This is a genomic window from Streptomyces lydicamycinicus (genome assembly GCF_000829715.2).
Taxonomy (GTDB): domain Bacteria; phylum Actinomycetota; class Actinomycetes; order Streptomycetales; family Streptomycetaceae; genus Streptomyces; species Streptomyces lydicamycinicus.
Genome location: NZ_BBNO01000009.1, coordinates 175,994 through 191,830, shown reverse-complemented (window position 1 = coordinate 191,830; position 15,837 = coordinate 175,994). Strand labels below are relative to the sequence as shown.

Below are 15,837 nucleotides of genomic sequence, written 5' to 3'. Positions count from 1 at the left end.
CTCGGACAGTTGACCGATGGGCCGGGTCAGTACCCGCGGGGGTACTGGCGGCCGTACGGATCGTCGTAGGGCGAGGCGGGGCGCGGCGCGACCGGCGCGGCCGGGCGCATCGCCTCGTACCCCGTGCCCATGGGCGGGCGCTGGGGCTGCTGCTGTTGCGGGGACTGATAGCCGCGGGAACCCGCCTGCTGCGGGATGTACGGCGCGGGTGCCTGCTGGAGCGGGGCGACCGGCTGGGCGGCCGCTCCCGGGTAACCCTGCGCGGGCGAGGGGTGGGAGGGCGCGGCCGGGAGTGCCGGCAGCGCCGAGGGCAGCGCCGGCAAATAGGACGAACCCGTCTCATAAGGGGAGGGGTTCACCCGGATCGGGGCGATCTGCGGCGTACCGCGCTCTGCGACGAGGCTGTCGTAGATCGGGGTGTCCGGGAAGGAAGGCGAAGCGTAGTAGCCGCCGCCGTAGGTAGAGCGGGGGGAGGTCATGCCTCATAAGTTAAGCCCACGATGTGCCGATTGGGGAGTCTGGAAAGAGGGTTGTTTTACGTGTTCGGAGTGTCCATGGAGCGCCAATGTGAGCGAACTTGCGGAAATCGGTCGCGATCGCCCGTAGGAATCGTGTAAAGACCTCGCTTCTCGCAGGTGAACAAGGGGCGTTCGGAGTGGTGGGGGACAAGTAGGTTGGGGGTGCCACCACCGACGGGGCACGGCGGACGAGAGGAAGGCGCGGCGATGTCGATGCTCAAGGGCAGCAATGTTCCGGTCCCGGCCCCGGCGGTCCGGGTCGAACTGGGCTGGCAGCCGGCCCCGGGGACACCGGACGTGGACGCCTCCGCCCTGCTGCTGGTGTCCGGAAAGGTCCGCGACGACGGCGACTTCGTCTTCTACAACCAGGCCGCGCACGCCTCCGGCGCCGTACGCCACGAAGGCAAGCGCCCGGCCGGCGGCGCGATGACCGACTGCCTCGCGGTCGATCTGGCCGCCGTCGAACCCGCCGTGGACACGGTGGTGCTCGCCGCCTCCGCCGACGGCGGCAGCTTCGGCAGCGTCCCGGGGCTGCACATCCGGGTGCTGGACGCCGCGGGCGGCGCCGAACTCGCCCGCTTCGACAGCCAGGACGCCGGTACCGAGACCGCCTTCGTCCTCGGCGAGCTCTACCGGCGCCAGGGCGGCTGGAAGTTCCGTGCGGTGGGTCAGGGGTACGCCACCGGGCTGGCCGGTCTGGCCACCGACTTCGGCATCAGCGTCGAGGAACCGGCGGCGCCCCCGGCCCCCGCCGCGCCCGCTCCGCCCCCCGCCGCGCCCCCGGCCATGGCGCCCGCCCCGCCGATGGCGCCGCCGCCCCCGGCTCCCGCATCCCCCATGGCGCCGCCGACGGCTCCCGCGCCCCCGCTGCCCACGGCGCAGCCGGCGGCGTCCATCCCGCCCCCGCCGGGGCAGCCCGCCCCCGCGTCCCCGCCCGTGCGTCTGACCAAGGTCACCCTCACGAAGGACGCCCCGGCCGTCTCCCTGACGAAGCAGGGCGGCACCTCCGGCGCGATGCGGGTGAACCTCAACTGGAGCGCCGGTTCGGCGGGCAAGCGGCTGGGCAAGAAGCTCGGCCGCAAGGCGATGGAGGCCATGGGTGCCCGCGGCGCGCTGCTGCCCTCCGGGGAGCTCGACCTCGACCTGTGCGCGCTCTACCAACTCACCGACGGCGCCGCGGGCGTGGTTCATCCGCTGGGCAACAACTTCGGCGCCCTGCATGCCCCGCCGTACATCCAGCTCGACGGCGACGACCGCACCGGCGGCGTCGCGGCCGGCGAGAACATGACCATCAACCTCGACCACCAGGACCGCATCAAGCGCATCCTGATCTTCGTCACCGTCTACGCCGGCGCCCGCAGCTTCGAGGGGCTGAGCGCGACCGTCACCCTCCAGCCCCAGCACGGTGCCCCGGTCGACTTCACACTGGACGCCTGCACGGTGCCCTCCAACGTCTGCGCGCTGGCGCTGATCACCAACACCGGCAGCGAACTCGTCGTGCAGCGTGAGGCCCGCTACCTGGTCCCCGAGCCCGGAGTCAGCCCGCAGCGCACCGTCGATTACGCCTACGGCTGGGGCCTGGACTGGTCACCGGCCCGTAAGTGACGGCGGCACCGGGGATGCCGCTCAGGGCGCCGGGTACGTCCGGCCCTTCCAGGCCGCGCCGCGCCCCCGGTAGTGCTGCACCGCCGAGTCCACCGTCATCAGGAGATAGAGCAGTGCGGTGAAGGGCAGCAGCGGCGCCGCCCAGAGCGGCTGTCCGTAGTAGCGCAGCATCGGCAGATAGGTCCCGCTCATCACCGCCCAGGCCGCCCCGCCCAGCGCCGCGAGCACCGGACCGCCGCCGGCCAGTCCGGCCGCCAGCGCGACGGGCGGCGCCAGATAGACCAGCGCCAAGCCCAGCACCGTGCCGAGCAGCAGCAGGGGCCGGTGCCGCAATTGGGCGTACGCGCTGCGCGAGACCATTCGCCACAGCGCGCCCGGCCGCGGATACGGCCGCACGCTGTCCACCCGGTCCGCCAGCCCCAGCCAGATCCGCCCGCCGCCGCGCTTGACCGCCCGCGCCAGTGTCACATCGTCGATCACCGCATGCCGGATCGCCTCCGGGATGCCCGCCCGCTCCGCGGCCTCCCGCCGCAACAGCACACAGCCCCCGGCCGCGGCCGCGGTCCGCGCCCCGGGCCGGTTGACCCAACGGAAGGGGTAGAGCTGCCCGAAGAAGTAGACGAACGCCGGCACGATCAGCCGTTCCCAGAACGTCACCACCCGCAGCCGCGCCATCTGGGAGACCAGATCCAGCTCCGCGGACCGGGCCGCCGCCACCAACTCCCGCAGACTGTCCGGCTCGTGCGCGATATCCGCGTCGGTCAGCAGCAGATACTCCGGCGCGACACGTTCCCGCGCCAGCGCGATCCCGTGCCGTACGGCCCACAGCTTCCCCGTCCATCCCGGCTCGGGCTCGCCGGGCGCGGACACCGTCAGCGGCAGCCCGCCCCGCGCGGCCGCCAGGCGCCGGGCCAGCGCGCCGGTCCCGTCCGTACTGCCGTCGTCCACCAGGAACACCTCAGCCCGGCCCGGGTACTTCTGCCCGAGCAGCGACGGCAGGCTGTCCGGCAGCACCGCGGCCTCGTCCCGCGCGGGGACCACCACACCGACCGACGGCCAGCGCTCCGGATCCCGGCGGTCCGGCAGCCGTACGTCCGTCCGCCAGAAGAAGCCCTGCCCCAGCAGCAGCCACACCCAGGCCAGCAGGGACCCGGCACCGATCCACTCCATCGCTCCCACGGCCGCAGTCTGCCGCACCGCACCCGGCACGCACCGGCGCGCGACACGGTGTCGGGACGGGAGGAATGACGGGAGGAATGAGAGGACGGGAAGGACGGGAGGGACGGGGAGGAAGGGGCGGCAGGGGAGGGGAGGGGCCGGGAAGGACGGGAGGGACGGGGAGGAAGGGGCGGCAGGGGAGGGGAGGGGCCGGGAAGGAAGCGGGCCGGGGGGCACCGGGGGCGGTCGGCCGCGCCGCCCGGTATGACAAGCCGGACGGGCGGCTGAGTAAAGTGTCCGGGTGAAGATCGCGCTGATGGACTCCGGGACCGGGCTGCTCGCGGCGGCCGCCGCCATGCGGCGACTGCGGCCGGACGCCGATCTGGTCCTCTCCTCCGACCCCGACGGGATGCCGTGGGGCCCCCGCACCCCCGACGATGTCACCGCCCATGCGCTGGCCGTGGCCCGCGCGGCGGCCGCGCACCGCCCCGACGCCCTGATCGTCGCCTGCAACACCGCGTCCGTGCACGCGCTGCCCGCGCTCCGCGCCGAACTGGAACCGCAGATCCCGGTCATCGGCACCGTCCCGGCGATCAAGCCCGCCGCGGCCGGCGGCGGCCCGGTCGCCATCTGGGCGACCCCCGCCACCACCGGCAGCCCCTACCAGCGGGATCTGATCGACCGGTTCGGCCGCGGGCTGGAGATCACGGGTGTGCCGTGCCCGGGGCTCGCCCACGCGGTCCAGGTCGCCGACGAGGCCGCGATCGACGACGCCATCGAGGCCGCCGCCTATCTCACCCCACGGGACGTGCGGACCGTCGTCCTGGGCTGCACCCATTACGAGCTGGTCGCCGAACGGATCCGGGCCGCCCTCCAGCAGCCCGGCGCCCCCGCGCTCGTCCTGCACGGCTCCGCCGAGGCGGTCGCCGCCCAGGCACTGCGCCGTATCGGCGCCGAACCGGCCCCGGCGGCCGCCCCGACCGGCGCCCTCAGCGTGATCCTCAGCGGCCGCCCCGCCGGACTGCCGGCCGTGGCGCTCGCCTACGCCGAGGGCCGGCTGCTCGCCCGGAGCCGTACGGACCTGGCGCCGGAAGACGTGCTGCCGGCTGCCCCCGCGCCCGACGGAGCAGCCGCGACCGCCCGCCGCTGACGTCACCCCTGAGGTCTCCGGTCTCGCAACCCGGGCCGGAATGGGGCCGTCCGACGCACTGCCACGGGGTGCAAAGACGCGTACGCTGCGTTTCATGAGGGACCACCCCCACGAGGGGGCAGCAGCCCCCGGTAACCACGGCAGTACCGACGGTGACGGCAGCGGAGCGCGTCCCGGCGGCGGCTCCCATGCCGAGATCCCCGAGGTCTGGCACGGCAGCGCCACCAACCGCATCCAGTGGCTGCTGGCCGCGATCGGCGCGGCCTGTCTGGCGCTGGGCATCCTGCTCGCGGTCGAGAGCAACTGGACGTCGGGGCGCGCACCCCTGGTGATGTCGGTGGTGGGCTGTGTCGCGGCCGGTCTGCTGGTGCTCTTCGGCACGCTCGCCTTCGTCCATGTCGCGGTACGCGTCGACAAGGAATGCCTGGAAGTACGGTGCGGCCATATAGGGGTGCCACGCCGCCGGATTCCGCTCGACACCGTCGTCGGCGCCGATTTCACCCCCCAGGTCACGCCCCGCCACTGGGGCGGCTGGGGCTACCGCTGGCGCCCCGAACAGGGCACCGCCGTGGTCGTCCGCCGGGGTGAGGGTGTGGTGCTCCGGCTCGGCGACGGGATGACCTTCACTGTCACCGTCGATGACGCCGAGGGCGCCGTCCGGGCGATCCGGGGCCGGCTCCGGCCGCGCGAGGGGACCCCGGCGGGCACCTGACCGCCGCGCGGACGAGTGTGCCGGTGCGCGTACTCCGGGCGGGGCGGGCCCAAGACGTCCCGTAGGGTCGGACCCATGGCAACCCCCGACTTCATCCGTGACCTCCGGAACTCCATCGGCCGGCAGCTCCTCTGGCTGCCCGGGGTGAGCGCGGTCGTCTTCGATGACCAGGGCCGGGTCCTGCTGGGAAGGCGGGTCGACACCGGTGGCTGGTCGGTGATCGGGGGCATCCCCGAGCCCGGCGAGCAGCCCGCCGAGACCGCGGTGCGGGAGGTCTACGAGGAGACCGCCGTACGGGTCGTCCCCGAGGGCATCGTCCTCGTCGAGACCATGCCGCCCACCCGCTACCCCAACGGCGATGTCTGCCAGTTCATGGATGTGACGCTGCGCTGCCGGGCGGTCGGCGGTGCGGCGCGGGTCAATGACGACGAGTCGCTGGAGGTGGGGTGGTTCGCCGTGGACGCCCTGCCGGAGCTCGAGGAGTACGCGCTGACCCGGATCAAGCGGGCGCTGGAGGCCGGGCCGACGTGGTTCCAGAGGATGGACGAGGAGCCGCCGGGCCGGCACCCGGAAGCCTGAACCCCCGGCGGCCGCCTCCGGGGGTTCAGGCTTCCGGGCGTCGGGCGTCGGGCTCATGCGACGGGCGTCGGGGCCGGGCGACGGGCTACAACTCCTCCGTCGACGGCTCGTCCATCGGGTCGGATGTCTCGTCGGGAAGCGGCGGCAGCTCCGACTCGTCCGGGGCACCGGGCTCGTCGGTGTCCCCGCCGGGCGGCTGCTCCGTGTGCATCTCCCGCTCGGCCTTGCGGCAGGTGGTGATCCAGGTGCCGGTCGGGCCGCTCTCGTACTGGCAGATCCAGCCGCGTACGGAGAGCGTGGCCCGGTCGTCGCGGGCGTCCCGCGGCGCCCGCAGAAAGAACTCGGACATCACCGTGCGGGCCTCACCGCAGCCCACCGTGCCCCCGGCCCCGGGGTCGGCGAAGAGCGTGACGTCTCCTTCCGGGCCCAGCGCGTCGGGGAGTTCACCGCAGTTCACCGGTTGGCCGGGGACGGTCGGCGAAGCGGAGCCCGCCCCACCGTCCGGCGTACGGTCCGGCCCGGCGCCTGTGGGGGAGACCGCGGCCGTCGTGTCCTGGCCGCCGTCCGCGTCCCCGCAGCCCGCGGCGGCCAGCGCGAACAGCACCGTCGGTACGGCGATGAGTCTCCGCATGTCGGCCTCCCTGGTGGCGGCGGTGCGCAGACGGCATGCCGCCCCACCGCACAGACCTTAGGAGCCCGCCGGGCGCCGGGCGATCCGGGGCGGCCGTTCGGGTGAACGCGGCGCGGCCCGGGGCGGGGCAGGCCCCGCCGGGGAGTCGTCGGATGCCGGGGATCCGGGCGGCCGCGGTCCGCCGCTGGCGCCCGGCAGGTGCCACCACCACACCCGGGCCCCCAAGTGTGGGGCCCGGCCACATCGGTACCGGTCCGCCCGCTGCCTAGGGTGCGGACATGACCGCGATCGGCACCCCAGGCCCGGTATCCCTCGCTCTCGACGGCCGTACCGCTCTCGTCACCGGTGCGGCCGGTGGCATCGGACGCGCCTGCGCGCTGCGGCTGGCGGCGGCCGGCGCCACGGTGCGCGCGGTCGACCGGGACACCGACGGCCTGGCCCGCCTCGTGACCGACCACCCGAACGGCGCCCGCGGCCGGATCGAACCGTGCCCGCTGGATCTCACCGATTTGGACGCCGCCGAGCGGATCGCGGCCGGCACCGATCTGCTCGTCAACAACGCGGGCCTCCAGCTCGTCCGGCCCATCGAGGAGTTCCCGCCCGAGGTCTTCCACCAGATCCTGACCGTGATGCTGGAGGCGCCCTTCCGGCTGCTGCGCGGCGCGCTGCCCCATATGTACGCGCGGGGCTGGGGCCGGATCGTCAATGTCTCGTCCGTGCACGGGCTGCGGGCGTCCCCCTTCAAGTCGGCGTATGTCGCGGCGAAGCACGGTCTGGAAGGGCTGTCCAAGACCGCGGCCCTGGAGGGCGCCCCGCACGGCGTCACCAGCAACTGCGTCAATCCCGGCTATGTCCGCACGCCGCTGGTCGAACGGCAGCTCGCCGACCAGGCCGCCGCGCACGGCATCCCCGAGGAGCGCGTACTGGCCGACATCCTGCTCGCCGACTCCGCCCTCAAGCGGCTGGTCGAACCGGCGGAGGTCGCCGAGGCCGTCGCCTATCTCTGCACCCCGGAGGCATCCTTCGTGACGGGCACTTCGCTCGCCCTGGACGGGGGATGGACCGCGCACTGAGCGGCCCCCGGGCCGTATCCGGGCGGCGGAGGCCGGCGCACCGCGACGACCCGGAGGTATCCCTGTGACCATGCCCGCCGAACAGCCGGCGCCCGAGCCGGGCTCCGAGTCCGTGAACACCCCGCGGGCGGCGCCCGTTCCGTACGCACCGGAGGGCACCCCGCCCGGCGAAGACGGCCACGACCCGGCCGAGGCCCCCTTCCTCGGTCTGCTGGCCGTCGGCGCCGCGGCCGAGGAGTACGAGCGTCCGGTGCTGCGCGCCCGCGCCGGGGGCGCGTCCGCCGGCCGGCTCGCCGCACTGGAGCGGGCCAAGCTCCGCGCGCTGCGGGTGCGCGCCGAACTGGAGGACCGCCGGCGGCGGGAGGCCGAGCTGTCCGCGCTCTACGCCACCGCGCACGACCTGGCCGGGCTGCGGGACCTCGACGCGGTGCTGCGCGCGATCGTCTGCCGGGCCCGCTCCCTCCTGGGCACCGAGGTCGCCTACCTCACCCTCCACGACCCGTCCGCCGGTGACACCTATATGCGGGTCACCGACGGCTCGGTCTCGGCGCGGTTCCAGCAGCTGCGGCTCGGTATGGGCGAGGGGCTGGGCGGGCTGGTCGCGCAGACCGCCCGCCCGTATGTCACCGACAGCTACTTCCACGACGAGCGGTTCCGGCACACCCGCACCATCGACTCGGGCGTCCAGGACGAGGGGCTGGTGGCGATCCTCGGGGTGCCGTTGATGCTCGGCAGCGGCGTGATCGGGGTGCTGTTCGCCGCGGACCGGCGCGAGCGGGTCTTCGAGCACGGCCAGATCGCGCTGCTCGCCGCCCACGCGGCCCATGCCGCCGTGGCCATCGACACCGCCAACCTCCTTGCCGAGACCCGTAAGACACTCACCGAACTGGAGGCCGCGAACGAGATCATCCGCGACCGCAGCGCGGTCATCGAGCGGGCCTCGGACGTCCATGACCGGCTGACCGAACTGGTGCTGCGCGGCGGCGGGGTCCAGGACGTCGCCGGGGCGGTGGCGGAAGTGCTGGACGGCGAGGTCGAGTTCACCGAGCCCGGCGCGGCACCGGCCGAGGCACTGGACCGCTCGCGCGCCGACGGGCACGCCGTACGGGACGGCGCGGACTGGGTCGCGGCGGTAGGGGCCGGCGGCGAGGTCCTGGGTGCCCTCGTGCTGCGCGGCCATCCGGCCCTCGACCCGGTCGACCAGCGGACCCTGGAACGGGCCGCCATGGTCACCTCCCTGCTCCTGCTCGCCCGGCGCACCGCAGGTGAGGCCGAACAGCGGGTGCGCGGCGAGCTGTTGGACGATCTGCTGAACGCCGCGGACCGCGATCCCCGGCTGCTCCGTGAACGCGCATCCCGCGTCGGCGCCGACCTGGACGTGCCGCATGTCGTCCTGGCCGCCCGGACCGACGGGCCCGACGGCGGGGACGACGACGCCCACTCCCACGGCGCCGACCGTCGCCGGCTCTGGTCGGCGGCCTCCCATCTCGCCGCCACCCGCCGGGGCCTGGCCGCCATACGGGACGGCGGCGCCGTCCTGCTGCTGCCGCTCGATCCCGACGGCGACCCAACGCACGCCGCCAGCGAGGCCGCGGCGCGGCTCGGTGCCGCGCTGCACCTGCCCGTCACGGTCGGCGCCTCGGCTCCGGTCCCGGCCCCGGCCGCCCGCCCCGCGGCGGTCGCGGACGCCTACGCGGAGGCCGGCCGCTGCCGGGAGGCGCTGCGTGTGCTGGGCCGGGCCGGCCAGGGTGCGGCCGCCGCCGACTTCGGCTTCCTCGGCCTGCTGCTCGCCGACACCCGCGATGTGCACGGCTTCGTCCACCGCACGCTCGGCCCGGTCACCGAGTACGACGCCCGCCGCGGTACGGAGCTGCTGCGCACCCTCGGCGCCTACTTCGCCTGCGGAATGAGCCCGGCCCGCACCAAGGAGACGCTGCACGTCCATGTCAACACCGTGGCGCAGCGCCTGGACCGGGTGAGCCGGCTGCTGGGACCCGACTGGCAGACGCCGGCCCGCGCCCTGGAGATCCAGCTGGCGCTGCGGCTGCACCAGCTCTCCTCCGCCGTGGTGGGCGATACCGGCGCGTAGCCGGGAGCGAGGATCCGCGGCGTGCTCCGCCGTCGGTCCGTACCGATGGCCGCCTCCGGGTGCGCGCCGTCGCGACCTGCGGCAGCGTGGTGCCGAAGCTTTCCCCCCACTGACAGAGGAGTGCGACATGGGTGACAAGGGCGCCATGGACAAGATGAAGGGCAAGGCCAAGCAGAAGGCCGGCAAGATCATGGGCGACGAGCGGCTGAAGGGCGAGGGCCGCGCGGACGAGGCCAAGGGCAGGGCCAAGGAAGCCATGAGCGACGCCAAGGAGAACGCCCGCGGGATGAAGGACTCCATGAAGGGCAAGAGCCGCTCCTGACGCCCGGCGGGGGCGTGGCGGACCTGCTGCCCCGTCTCCCGGAGCGTCCCCGGGCCCGCCACGCCCCCGCCGTACATCAGGTATCTCAGGCCCCTCCGGACGGCAGGGCCGACGACGCCCCGCCTTCCGGACCGGCCGTGCCCGGCCCGGCCGTACGGCCCCCGCCGGGCACCGCGTCCCCGTCCACCGCGGCGAGATCCCGGCTGCGGGTCTCCCGCGCCACACCCACCGCGACCAGTGTCAGCAGCGCGGCGACGATGACGTACAGCGCGATCGGCGTCGGGCTGTCGTAGTCGGCGAGCAGCGCGGTCGCGATCAGCGGGGCGGGCGCCCCGGCCGCGACCGAGGAGAACTGGGCACCGATCGAGGCGCCCGAGTACCGCATCCGGGTCGCGAACATCTCCGCGAAGAAGGCCGCCTGCGGCGCGTACATCGCACCGTGGAAGACCAGCCCGACGCTCACCGCGAGCAGCAGCGGCCCGAACCGGCCGCCGTCGACCAGCGCGAAGAACGGGAACGCCCAGACGCCGACGCCGACCGCGCCCAGCAGATAGACCGGCCGGCGCCCGATCCGGTCCGAGAGCGCGCCCCAGGCGGGGATCACCGCGAAGTGCAGCGCCGAGGCGATCAGTACGGCGTTCAGCGCGGTCTGCTGCGACAGCGCGGTGTGCGAGGTCGCGTACACGAGCACAAAGGCCGTGATCACGTAGTACGAGATGTTCTCGGCCATCCGCGCCCCCATCGCGATCAGCACATCCCGCCAGTGGTGCTTGAGCACCGCCACCAACGGCATCTTCTCCACCGCGGCACCCTCCGCCCGCCGGGCCTCGGCGCGCGCCAACGCGGCCTGGAACACCGGCGATTCATCCACCGAGAGCCGTACCCACAGGCCCACGACCACCAGCACGCCCGAGAGCAGGAACGGCACCCGCCACCCCCAGGAGACGAACGCCGCATCCGACAACACCGCCGTCATCACCGACAGCACCCCGGTGGCCAGCAACTGCCCGGCAGGCGCGCCGGTTTGCGGCCACGACGCCCAGAACCCACGCCGCCGCGCGTCCCCGTGCTCCGACACCAGCAGCACCGCGCCGCCCCACTCCCCGCCCAGCGCGAACCCCTGCACCAGCCGCAACGCGGTCAGCAACACCGGCGCCGCCGTGCCCACCGTCGCATGCGTGGGCAGCAACCCGATCGCGAACGTCGCACCCCCCATCAGCAACAGACTCACCACCAGCAACTTCTTGCGCCCCAGCCGGTCTCCGTAATGCCCGAAGACCAACGCGCCTATCGGCCGCGCCGCAAAGCCCACCGCATACGTCAGAAACGACAGCAGCGTCCCGACAAGCGGATCCGACCCGGGAAAGAACAGCTTGTTGAACACCAGCGCGGCAGCGGACCCATAGAGAAAGAAGTCGTACCACTCGACGGTCGTGCCGATGAGACTCGCGGCGACGATGCGCTTGAGCTGGGTGGGTGGCGGCGGGACAGCGGTCGCGGGGGAGGGCATCGGCACCACTTCCTGACGAGGGGCGAAGACGTTCGTGTCGCCACACCGTAGGAACGCGCAGACCGGACGCACATGTGGCGGGCCGCCACACTTCGGGGCCCGACGGTGCGCGCGGGGACCATGACGGGGTGCGGTGGGGGAGCGGGGGCGAAGTAGGCGTCAGACCTGCGTACCCCACGCCGTCCATGTCGCATTCCGGCCGCCGCATGTCCGCCAATGACCGGTTCTCGCCTGGTTGGGGACGGCGGCTCCTGCGAGGCTCAGGGCTCCGCAGAAGGCCCTATGCCGCATAAATTCCCTTTTAGGGAAAGGAATCCGCATGCGCGTCAGACTCGTCACGGCCGCCGTGGCTCTCTCCGTCGCACTGGGGGGCACCGTCCTCGCCGCACCCGCCGCTCAGGCCGCGACGCACCGGCCGTCCGCAGCACCGGCGGCCACGGCGGCCACGGCGGCCGAGGCCGGCTTCAACGTCGGAGGGATCTGGACCCTGTACCAGAGCAATTCCGCCAACGCCACGGTCTCCATGACCCAGGACGGCCAGGGGAACCTCACTGGCATAGCCAGGTCGGGAAGTGCGACGACGGGCACCATCGCGCAGGGCTTCGTGGACGGTTCCTACCTCTACTTCGTCATCGCCTGGAGCGACGGTTCGACGGGCCGCTACATAGGCTCCCGCGGCGCTGACGGCCGCCTCAGCGGAGTCTCCACCGACCTGGCACATCCGTCCAGCCAGGCCACGTGGTACACCACGTGGACGTTCTGACGCTCCATGCCTCCCCTGCCTGGCCCCGGTGCGCCGCACCGGGGCCACGCCTCGTCCGCGAAGGGCTATCGCCCCGGCGCCGTCGGGCATCACGTACTTATGTCACGGATCATCAACAACGCAACCAAAACGGCAGGTTGCCCTCTCTTGCAGGGTGAACTGACAGCCCCTGTCCGTTGCCCGTACCAGCCGAGGAGACATCTGCTGTGTCCGAGACATCCACTTCCGTGCCCCGACGCCTTCGTGGCCGGGCCATGGGACTCGTCGTGGCCGGTACGGCCCTCGTCCTCGCCGCCCCGATCCCCGCCACGGCCGTGGCCGGCCCGGCCCCTGCCGCCTCGGCCGACCCGGTCTCCGTCCTGACGTACACCGCCAAGGAGCGCCGGGAAGCCCTCGCCTACTGGACGCCCGCCCGCATCAAGGCCGTCGGCAAGTCCGTGGACCTCGGTCCGACCGGGCCGAAGGCCAAGCCGTGGCGGGGCACCGCTCTGAAGACCGTGGGTCGGCTCTTCTTCGTCAACGCGAACGGTGCCGATACCTGGTGCACGGCCACCGCCGTGAAAAGCGCCAACCGCTCCGCCGTGATGACCGCGGCACACTGCGTGCGCCGGGGCTCCTCTCCCGTCAACACCAACATCGCGATGGTGTTCGTCCCCGCCTACGGCAAGGGCAAGACGCCCTACGGCACGTTCGCGGTCCGCACCGCCGTAACCCCGCGCAACTGGGAGAACGACTCCACCGACGACCTGTCCACGCTGGTCGTCGACGCCGATAAGAGCGGCCGCAAGCTCACCGACGTCGTGGGGGGCCAGGACATCGCCTTCAACCGTCCCGTGGGCGGCACCATTTCCGCCTTCGGCTACTCGGCCACCCGCCCGCAGCTCGGCGAGGAACTCCTCCACTGTGTCGGTACGGCCAAGAAGAAGGACGGCGTACAGGCCATCCCCTGCGATATGAGCGGCGGCTCCAGCGGCGGCCCGTGGCTGGCCGACTTCAACGCCACTACTGGCAAGGGCACCCTGGTCTCGGTCAACAGCTCACTGGACTCCCTGACACCGACCGAGATGCAGGGAGAAGTACTGGGAGCCACGGCCAGGAAGGTGTACGACCGGGCCCAGCGCGGCTGACGCGGGGCACGGGTACGCAACGTCAGAGGCGGATGCCAGGAGCACTGACGCCCCTCGACGCCTCCGGGCACCGCCTTGGGCATCTCACGAGGTAGGGGGCAGCGCGAGCCAGTCCTGCCAGGTGATGTCGCGGCCCAGGTAACGGGGCTGCTGGAAGGGCCAGTCGGCGGCGATCCACTCCGGCACCAGCGCGTCGAGCGCGCGCTCCGCCTCGCCGCCGACGAGGTCGTCCACCACCCACCAGGAGATCTCTCCGTCGGAGCCGGTGCGCTCGGGCGGGTCGACGTAGACGCAGCCGAGGAGCGCCGTCTCCTCCTCGTCCAGCAGCGCGTAGTTGAACGACTGGTGCGCGGCTATCTCCTTCTCGTGCCGCAGCAAGTCGAGGCGGTCCTCTTCATAGGTCATCGTCTCCTTGGGCCAGCTCCAGGCCGGGCCGAAGATCTCCCACAAGCGCTCTCGGGAGCCCATCACGGCGGGGTAGTCGAGCGCGGTGTCCGCCTCCCGGATCGGCCTCAGGTGAAGCGCGGTGTGCGGCACGGGCACGTACACGGGGTGGACGAAGTCGTCAGGCAGCCAACTCATAAGGGCTGAGGCTACAACCGGTCGGTGTGGGATGGTCCCGAATTCTTCCGGCGGATCAGTGGCGGAACGCTGTCAAGAGGCCCGGGCTCAGGTCGGCCATCTGCGGGTGGTGGGGCCGGGCAGGCAACCGTGGTGCGGTTCATGGCCTCTCCATGGGCGACTTTGTTCTATCGCCACTGGAGGACTGATGGGCAAGGCGAGAACACACCGTGCTGCCTGGGCGGGTGCGGTCGTGGCGGGGGCGGCGCTGGTGGTGTCGGCCACCCCGCCCGCCGCTGCGGTGGTCGGGGGAGACCGGGCCGAGATCAAGAAGTATCCCTGGACCGTGGCGCTGACGTCGCAGGACGTCAAGGAGCCGGAGTGTGCGGGCACGCTCGTCGCGCCGCGGAAGGTGCTGACCGCGTCCCACTGCGTGAGCCCGGCCACCGTCGATGGTGTGCGTGTGGTGGGCGGACGGGAGGACCTACGGGACACCCGTAAGGGCACCGTGCGCAAGGTGACGAAGCTGTGGATCCACCCCAAGGCCGACACCGAAGGGAACGGCGCCACCTACGCGCACGACCTCGCCGTCCTCACCCTCAACGCCCCTATGCCGTACCGCACTCTGCCGCTCGCCACCCCGGCGCAGCAGAAGCTGTACGAGGAAGGCACGCCCAACCGGGTGCTGGGGTGGGGCTCCACTACGGGTCGCGATGACGACACCCGTGTGCCGCCGTTGCAGACCGCGCTGATCCCCAACAGGGGCGATGAACAGTGCGTCACGGCGTATGGCACCCGTAGGTATCGCTCGTCGTACACGATGTGCATCGGCTATCCGGCGGGCGGCGTCAGTGCGTGCTCCGGGGACAGCGGGGGACCGGTCGTGGTGCGGGGGCGGCTCGTCGGCGTCATCAGTGGTGGCGGGAGTTGCACCAGCCGTCTCTATCCGGGCGTCGCGGTGAAGTCGGCCGCCTATTACTCGCTTCTCCAGAGCCGGATCGCCGGATAGCGGGATGGGAGGGAGTATGCGGATGACACGACACAGCTACCTGCGGTGGCCGGTTCTGGTAGGTCTCATGGTGCTCGTCGGCGCCGGCTTCGCCGTGCTGCCGGCCCCCACCGCCCAGGCCGTCGTCGGCGGACAGAAGACCAGCACGGCGGCGGCCCCCTGGGTCGTCGCGATCAACCTGTGGCGGCAGACCGACACTTACCCGCGCTCGGGGCAGTTCTGCGGCGGCACCCTCGTCACTCCGACCAAGGTCGTCACCGCGGCCCATTGCGTCGTGGATGAGGCCCCCACCGATCTGGGGGCGGTCGCCGGCCGTACCGACCTGCGCCGTCACGAGGGCCGGATGCGCAAGGTGACCAAGGTCTGGATCCACCCGCGGTTCGGCCGCCATCTGGAGAACGATGTCGCCGTCCTCACACTCGACAAGCCGATGCCGCCGCAGTACACCCCGCTGCCGATAGCCACCGCTGCCGACACCGATCTGTACCGCCCCGGCACCGGTGCACGGGTGTACGGCTGGGGCCTGCTGGATTACGAGAACCGCGAGGCGCACGTGCTCCGGGCGGCGAACCTGCGGGTGCTCTCCGACCGGACGTGCCAACGGCTCAACCCCGGGGGCGACTTCGATCCCTCGATGCACGCCTGTGCCAACAATCCGGTCACCGGCGCCCACCATGCCGAGGGCGACAGCGGCGGCCCGCTCGTCGCCGGCGGCAAGCTGATCGGGACCGTCAGCTGGCTGGCCAACAGCGACGCCGCCACACCGACGCCGGGTGTCTACGCCCGGGTCGCAGCCTTTTCCCGCGAGATCGCCAAGCAGCTCGGCTGAGGGAGCCGTGGTGAACGGGGCGGTGGCCGGCCGCTCCGCAGGCACGATCCTCCGTCCGGCCCGGCGCGCCGGCGGTCCCGGGCGGACGGAGGCATCGGCAGCTGATCAACGACGAATCAACGACGGGTCAACGGCTGATCCACGCCTGCACTGCGGCTGAACCACGGCTGATTCACGGGGGTGTAGCAGCCGGTGCGACAT

Annotated in this window: 16 protein-coding genes; 11 read left to right on the top strand and 5 right to left on the bottom strand. The window is 72.7% G+C overall.

The window, feature by feature from the left end:
• Positions 1–26: 26 nt before the first annotated feature.
• Positions 27–479 (bottom strand): DUF6643 family protein, encoded by a 453-nt coding sequence (locus TU31_RS30210; RefSeq protein ID WP_042160420.1) that lies wholly within the window; start codon positions 477–479, stop codon positions 27–29.
• A gap of 246 nt (positions 480–725) precedes the next feature.
• Between TU31_RS30210 and TU31_RS30205 the strand changes: the two genes are divergently transcribed.
• Entirely contained in the window at positions 726–2,123 is a 1,398-nt protein-coding gene (locus TU31_RS30205) for a TerD family protein (RefSeq protein WP_042160418.1), read from the top strand.
• Between the two features lie 21 nt (positions 2,124–2,144).
• Here the strand turns inward: TU31_RS30205 and TU31_RS30200 are convergent, their stop codons facing one another.
• Positions 2,145–3,293: a glycosyltransferase gene (locus tag TU31_RS30200; protein WP_042160417.1), complete on the bottom strand. Its 1,149-nt coding sequence runs from the start codon at positions 3,291–3,293 to the stop codon at positions 2,145–2,147.
• Positions 3,294–3,582: 289 nt separating this feature from the next.
• On the opposite strand from TU31_RS30200, the gene TU31_RS30190 reads away from it, so the two are divergent.
• The 3 genes from TU31_RS30190 (at position 3,583) to TU31_RS30180 (ending at position 5,722) form a co-directional block, all read left to right on the top strand.
• Complete coding sequence (locus TU31_RS30190; protein WP_042160412.1) at positions 3,583–4,431, top strand: glutamate racemase; 849 nt, start codon at positions 3,583–3,585, stop codon at positions 4,429–4,431.
• 94 nt (positions 4,432–4,525) lie between these two features.
• Complete coding sequence (locus TU31_RS30185; protein WP_181018701.1) at positions 4,526–5,143, top strand: hypothetical protein; 618 nt, start codon at positions 4,526–4,528, stop codon at positions 5,141–5,143.
• 75 nt (positions 5,144–5,218) lie between these two features.
• Entirely contained in the window at positions 5,219–5,722 is a 504-nt protein-coding gene (locus tag TU31_RS30180; protein WP_042160410.1) for an NUDIX hydrolase, read from the top strand.
• 85 nt (positions 5,723–5,807) lie between these two features.
• Here the strand turns inward: TU31_RS30180 and TU31_RS30175 are convergent, their stop codons facing one another.
• Complete coding sequence (locus TU31_RS30175; RefSeq protein WP_042160408.1) at positions 5,808–6,353, bottom strand: hypothetical protein; 546 nt, start codon at positions 6,351–6,353, stop codon at positions 5,808–5,810.
• A gap of 278 nt (positions 6,354–6,631) precedes the next feature.
• Between TU31_RS30175 and TU31_RS30170 the strand changes: the two genes are divergently transcribed.
• The 3 genes from TU31_RS30170 to TU31_RS30160 all read left to right on the top strand — a co-directional run bounded on the left by TU31_RS30170 (position 6,632) and on the right by TU31_RS30160 (position 9,837).
• Entirely contained in the window at positions 6,632–7,426 is a 795-nt protein-coding gene (locus TU31_RS30170; RefSeq protein ID WP_042160407.1) for a 3-hydroxybutyrate dehydrogenase, read from the top strand.
• 70 nt (positions 7,427–7,496) lie between these two features.
• Positions 7,497–9,515 (top strand): helix-turn-helix domain-containing protein, encoded by a 2,019-nt coding sequence (locus TU31_RS30165; RefSeq protein ID WP_245698888.1) that lies wholly within the window; start codon positions 7,497–7,499, stop codon positions 9,513–9,515.
• A gap of 127 nt (positions 9,516–9,642) precedes the next feature.
• Complete coding sequence (locus tag TU31_RS30160; protein WP_042160405.1) at positions 9,643–9,837, top strand: CsbD family protein; 195 nt, start codon at positions 9,643–9,645, stop codon at positions 9,835–9,837.
• An 85-nt stretch (positions 9,838–9,922) separates the two neighbouring features.
• On the opposite strand, the gene TU31_RS30155 is transcribed toward TU31_RS30160, so the two are convergent.
• On the bottom strand, positions 9,923–11,347 hold the full coding sequence (locus tag TU31_RS30155) for an MFS transporter (protein WP_107070779.1): 1,425 nt from the start codon (positions 11,345–11,347) through the stop codon (positions 9,923–9,925).
• Positions 11,348–11,666: 319 nt separating this feature from the next.
• Here TU31_RS30155 and TU31_RS30150 point away from each other — a divergent pair, with 319 nt between their 5' ends.
• Together TU31_RS30150 and TU31_RS30145 are read left to right on the top strand one after the other, a co-directional pair.
• Complete coding sequence (locus TU31_RS30150; RefSeq protein WP_042160400.1) at positions 11,667–12,110, top strand: hypothetical protein; 444 nt, start codon at positions 11,667–11,669, stop codon at positions 12,108–12,110.
• 206 nt (positions 12,111–12,316) lie between these two features.
• Positions 12,317–13,237 carry a trypsin-like serine peptidase gene (locus TU31_RS30145; RefSeq protein WP_042160397.1) on the top strand — a complete coding sequence of 307 codons (921 nt, stop codon included), beginning with the start codon at positions 12,317–12,319 and terminating at the stop codon, positions 13,235–13,237.
• Positions 13,238–13,321: 84 nt separating this feature from the next.
• Here the strand turns inward: TU31_RS30145 and TU31_RS30140 are convergent, their stop codons facing one another.
• Positions 13,322–13,819, bottom strand: coding sequence for a GNAT family N-acetyltransferase (locus TU31_RS30140; protein WP_042160395.1), 498 nt, complete (start codon positions 13,817–13,819; stop codon positions 13,322–13,324).
• A 187-nt stretch (positions 13,820–14,006) separates the two neighbouring features.
• On the opposite strand from TU31_RS30140, the gene TU31_RS30135 reads away from it, so the two are divergent.
• Together TU31_RS30135 and TU31_RS30130 are read left to right on the top strand one after the other, a co-directional pair.
• Positions 14,007–14,807: a S1 family peptidase gene (locus tag TU31_RS30135; protein WP_042160394.1), complete on the top strand. Its 801-nt coding sequence runs from the start codon at positions 14,007–14,009 to the stop codon at positions 14,805–14,807.
• 22 nt (positions 14,808–14,829) lie between these two features.
• Positions 14,830–15,636, top strand: a complete 807-nt coding sequence (locus tag TU31_RS30130) for a S1 family peptidase (protein ID WP_042160392.1) — start codon at positions 14,830–14,832, stop codon at positions 15,634–15,636.
• The last annotated feature ends 201 nt before the right edge of the window (positions 15,637–15,837 follow it).

What these genes read in the sequence shown, in the direction of transcription:
- TU31_RS30210 (WP_042160420.1), bottom strand. Translation starts at nt 479, where the DNA reads ATGACCTCCCCCCGCTCTACCTACGGCGGCGGCTACTACGCTTCGCCT.
- TU31_RS30205 (WP_042160418.1), top strand. Translation starts at nt 726, where the DNA reads ATGTCGATGCTCAAGGGCAGCAATGTTCCGGTCCCGGCCCCGGCGGTC.
- TU31_RS30200 (WP_042160417.1), bottom strand. Translation starts at nt 3,293, where the DNA reads ATGGAGTGGATCGGTGCCGGGTCCCTGCTGGCCTGGGTGTGGCTGCTG.
- TU31_RS30185 (WP_181018701.1), top strand. Translation starts at nt 4,526, where the DNA reads ATGAGGGACCACCCCCACGAGGGGGCAGCAGCCCCCGGTAACCACGGC.
- TU31_RS30180 (WP_042160410.1), top strand. Translation starts at nt 5,219, where the DNA reads ATGGCAACCCCCGACTTCATCCGTGACCTCCGGAACTCCATCGGCCGG.
- TU31_RS30175 (WP_042160408.1), bottom strand. Translation starts at nt 6,353, where the DNA reads ATGCGGAGACTCATCGCCGTACCGACGGTGCTGTTCGCGCTGGCCGCC.
- TU31_RS30170 (WP_042160407.1), top strand. Translation starts at nt 6,632, where the DNA reads ATGACCGCGATCGGCACCCCAGGCCCGGTATCCCTCGCTCTCGACGGC.
- TU31_RS30165 (WP_245698888.1), top strand. Translation starts at nt 7,497, where the DNA reads ATGCCCGCCGAACAGCCGGCGCCCGAGCCGGGCTCCGAGTCCGTGAAC.
- TU31_RS30160 (WP_042160405.1), top strand. Translation starts at nt 9,643, where the DNA reads ATGGGTGACAAGGGCGCCATGGACAAGATGAAGGGCAAGGCCAAGCAG.
- TU31_RS30155 (WP_107070779.1), bottom strand. Translation starts at nt 11,347, where the DNA reads ATGCCCTCCCCCGCGACCGCTGTCCCGCCGCCACCCACCCAGCTCAAG.
- TU31_RS30150 (WP_042160400.1), top strand. Translation starts at nt 11,667, where the DNA reads ATGCGCGTCAGACTCGTCACGGCCGCCGTGGCTCTCTCCGTCGCACTG.
- TU31_RS30140 (WP_042160395.1), bottom strand. Translation starts at nt 13,819, where the DNA reads ATGAGTTGGCTGCCTGACGACTTCGTCCACCCCGTGTACGTGCCCGTG.
- TU31_RS30135 (WP_042160394.1), top strand. Translation starts at nt 14,007, where the DNA reads ATGGGCAAGGCGAGAACACACCGTGCTGCCTGGGCGGGTGCGGTCGTG.
- TU31_RS30130 (WP_042160392.1), top strand. Translation starts at nt 14,830, where the DNA reads ATGACACGACACAGCTACCTGCGGTGGCCGGTTCTGGTAGGTCTCATG.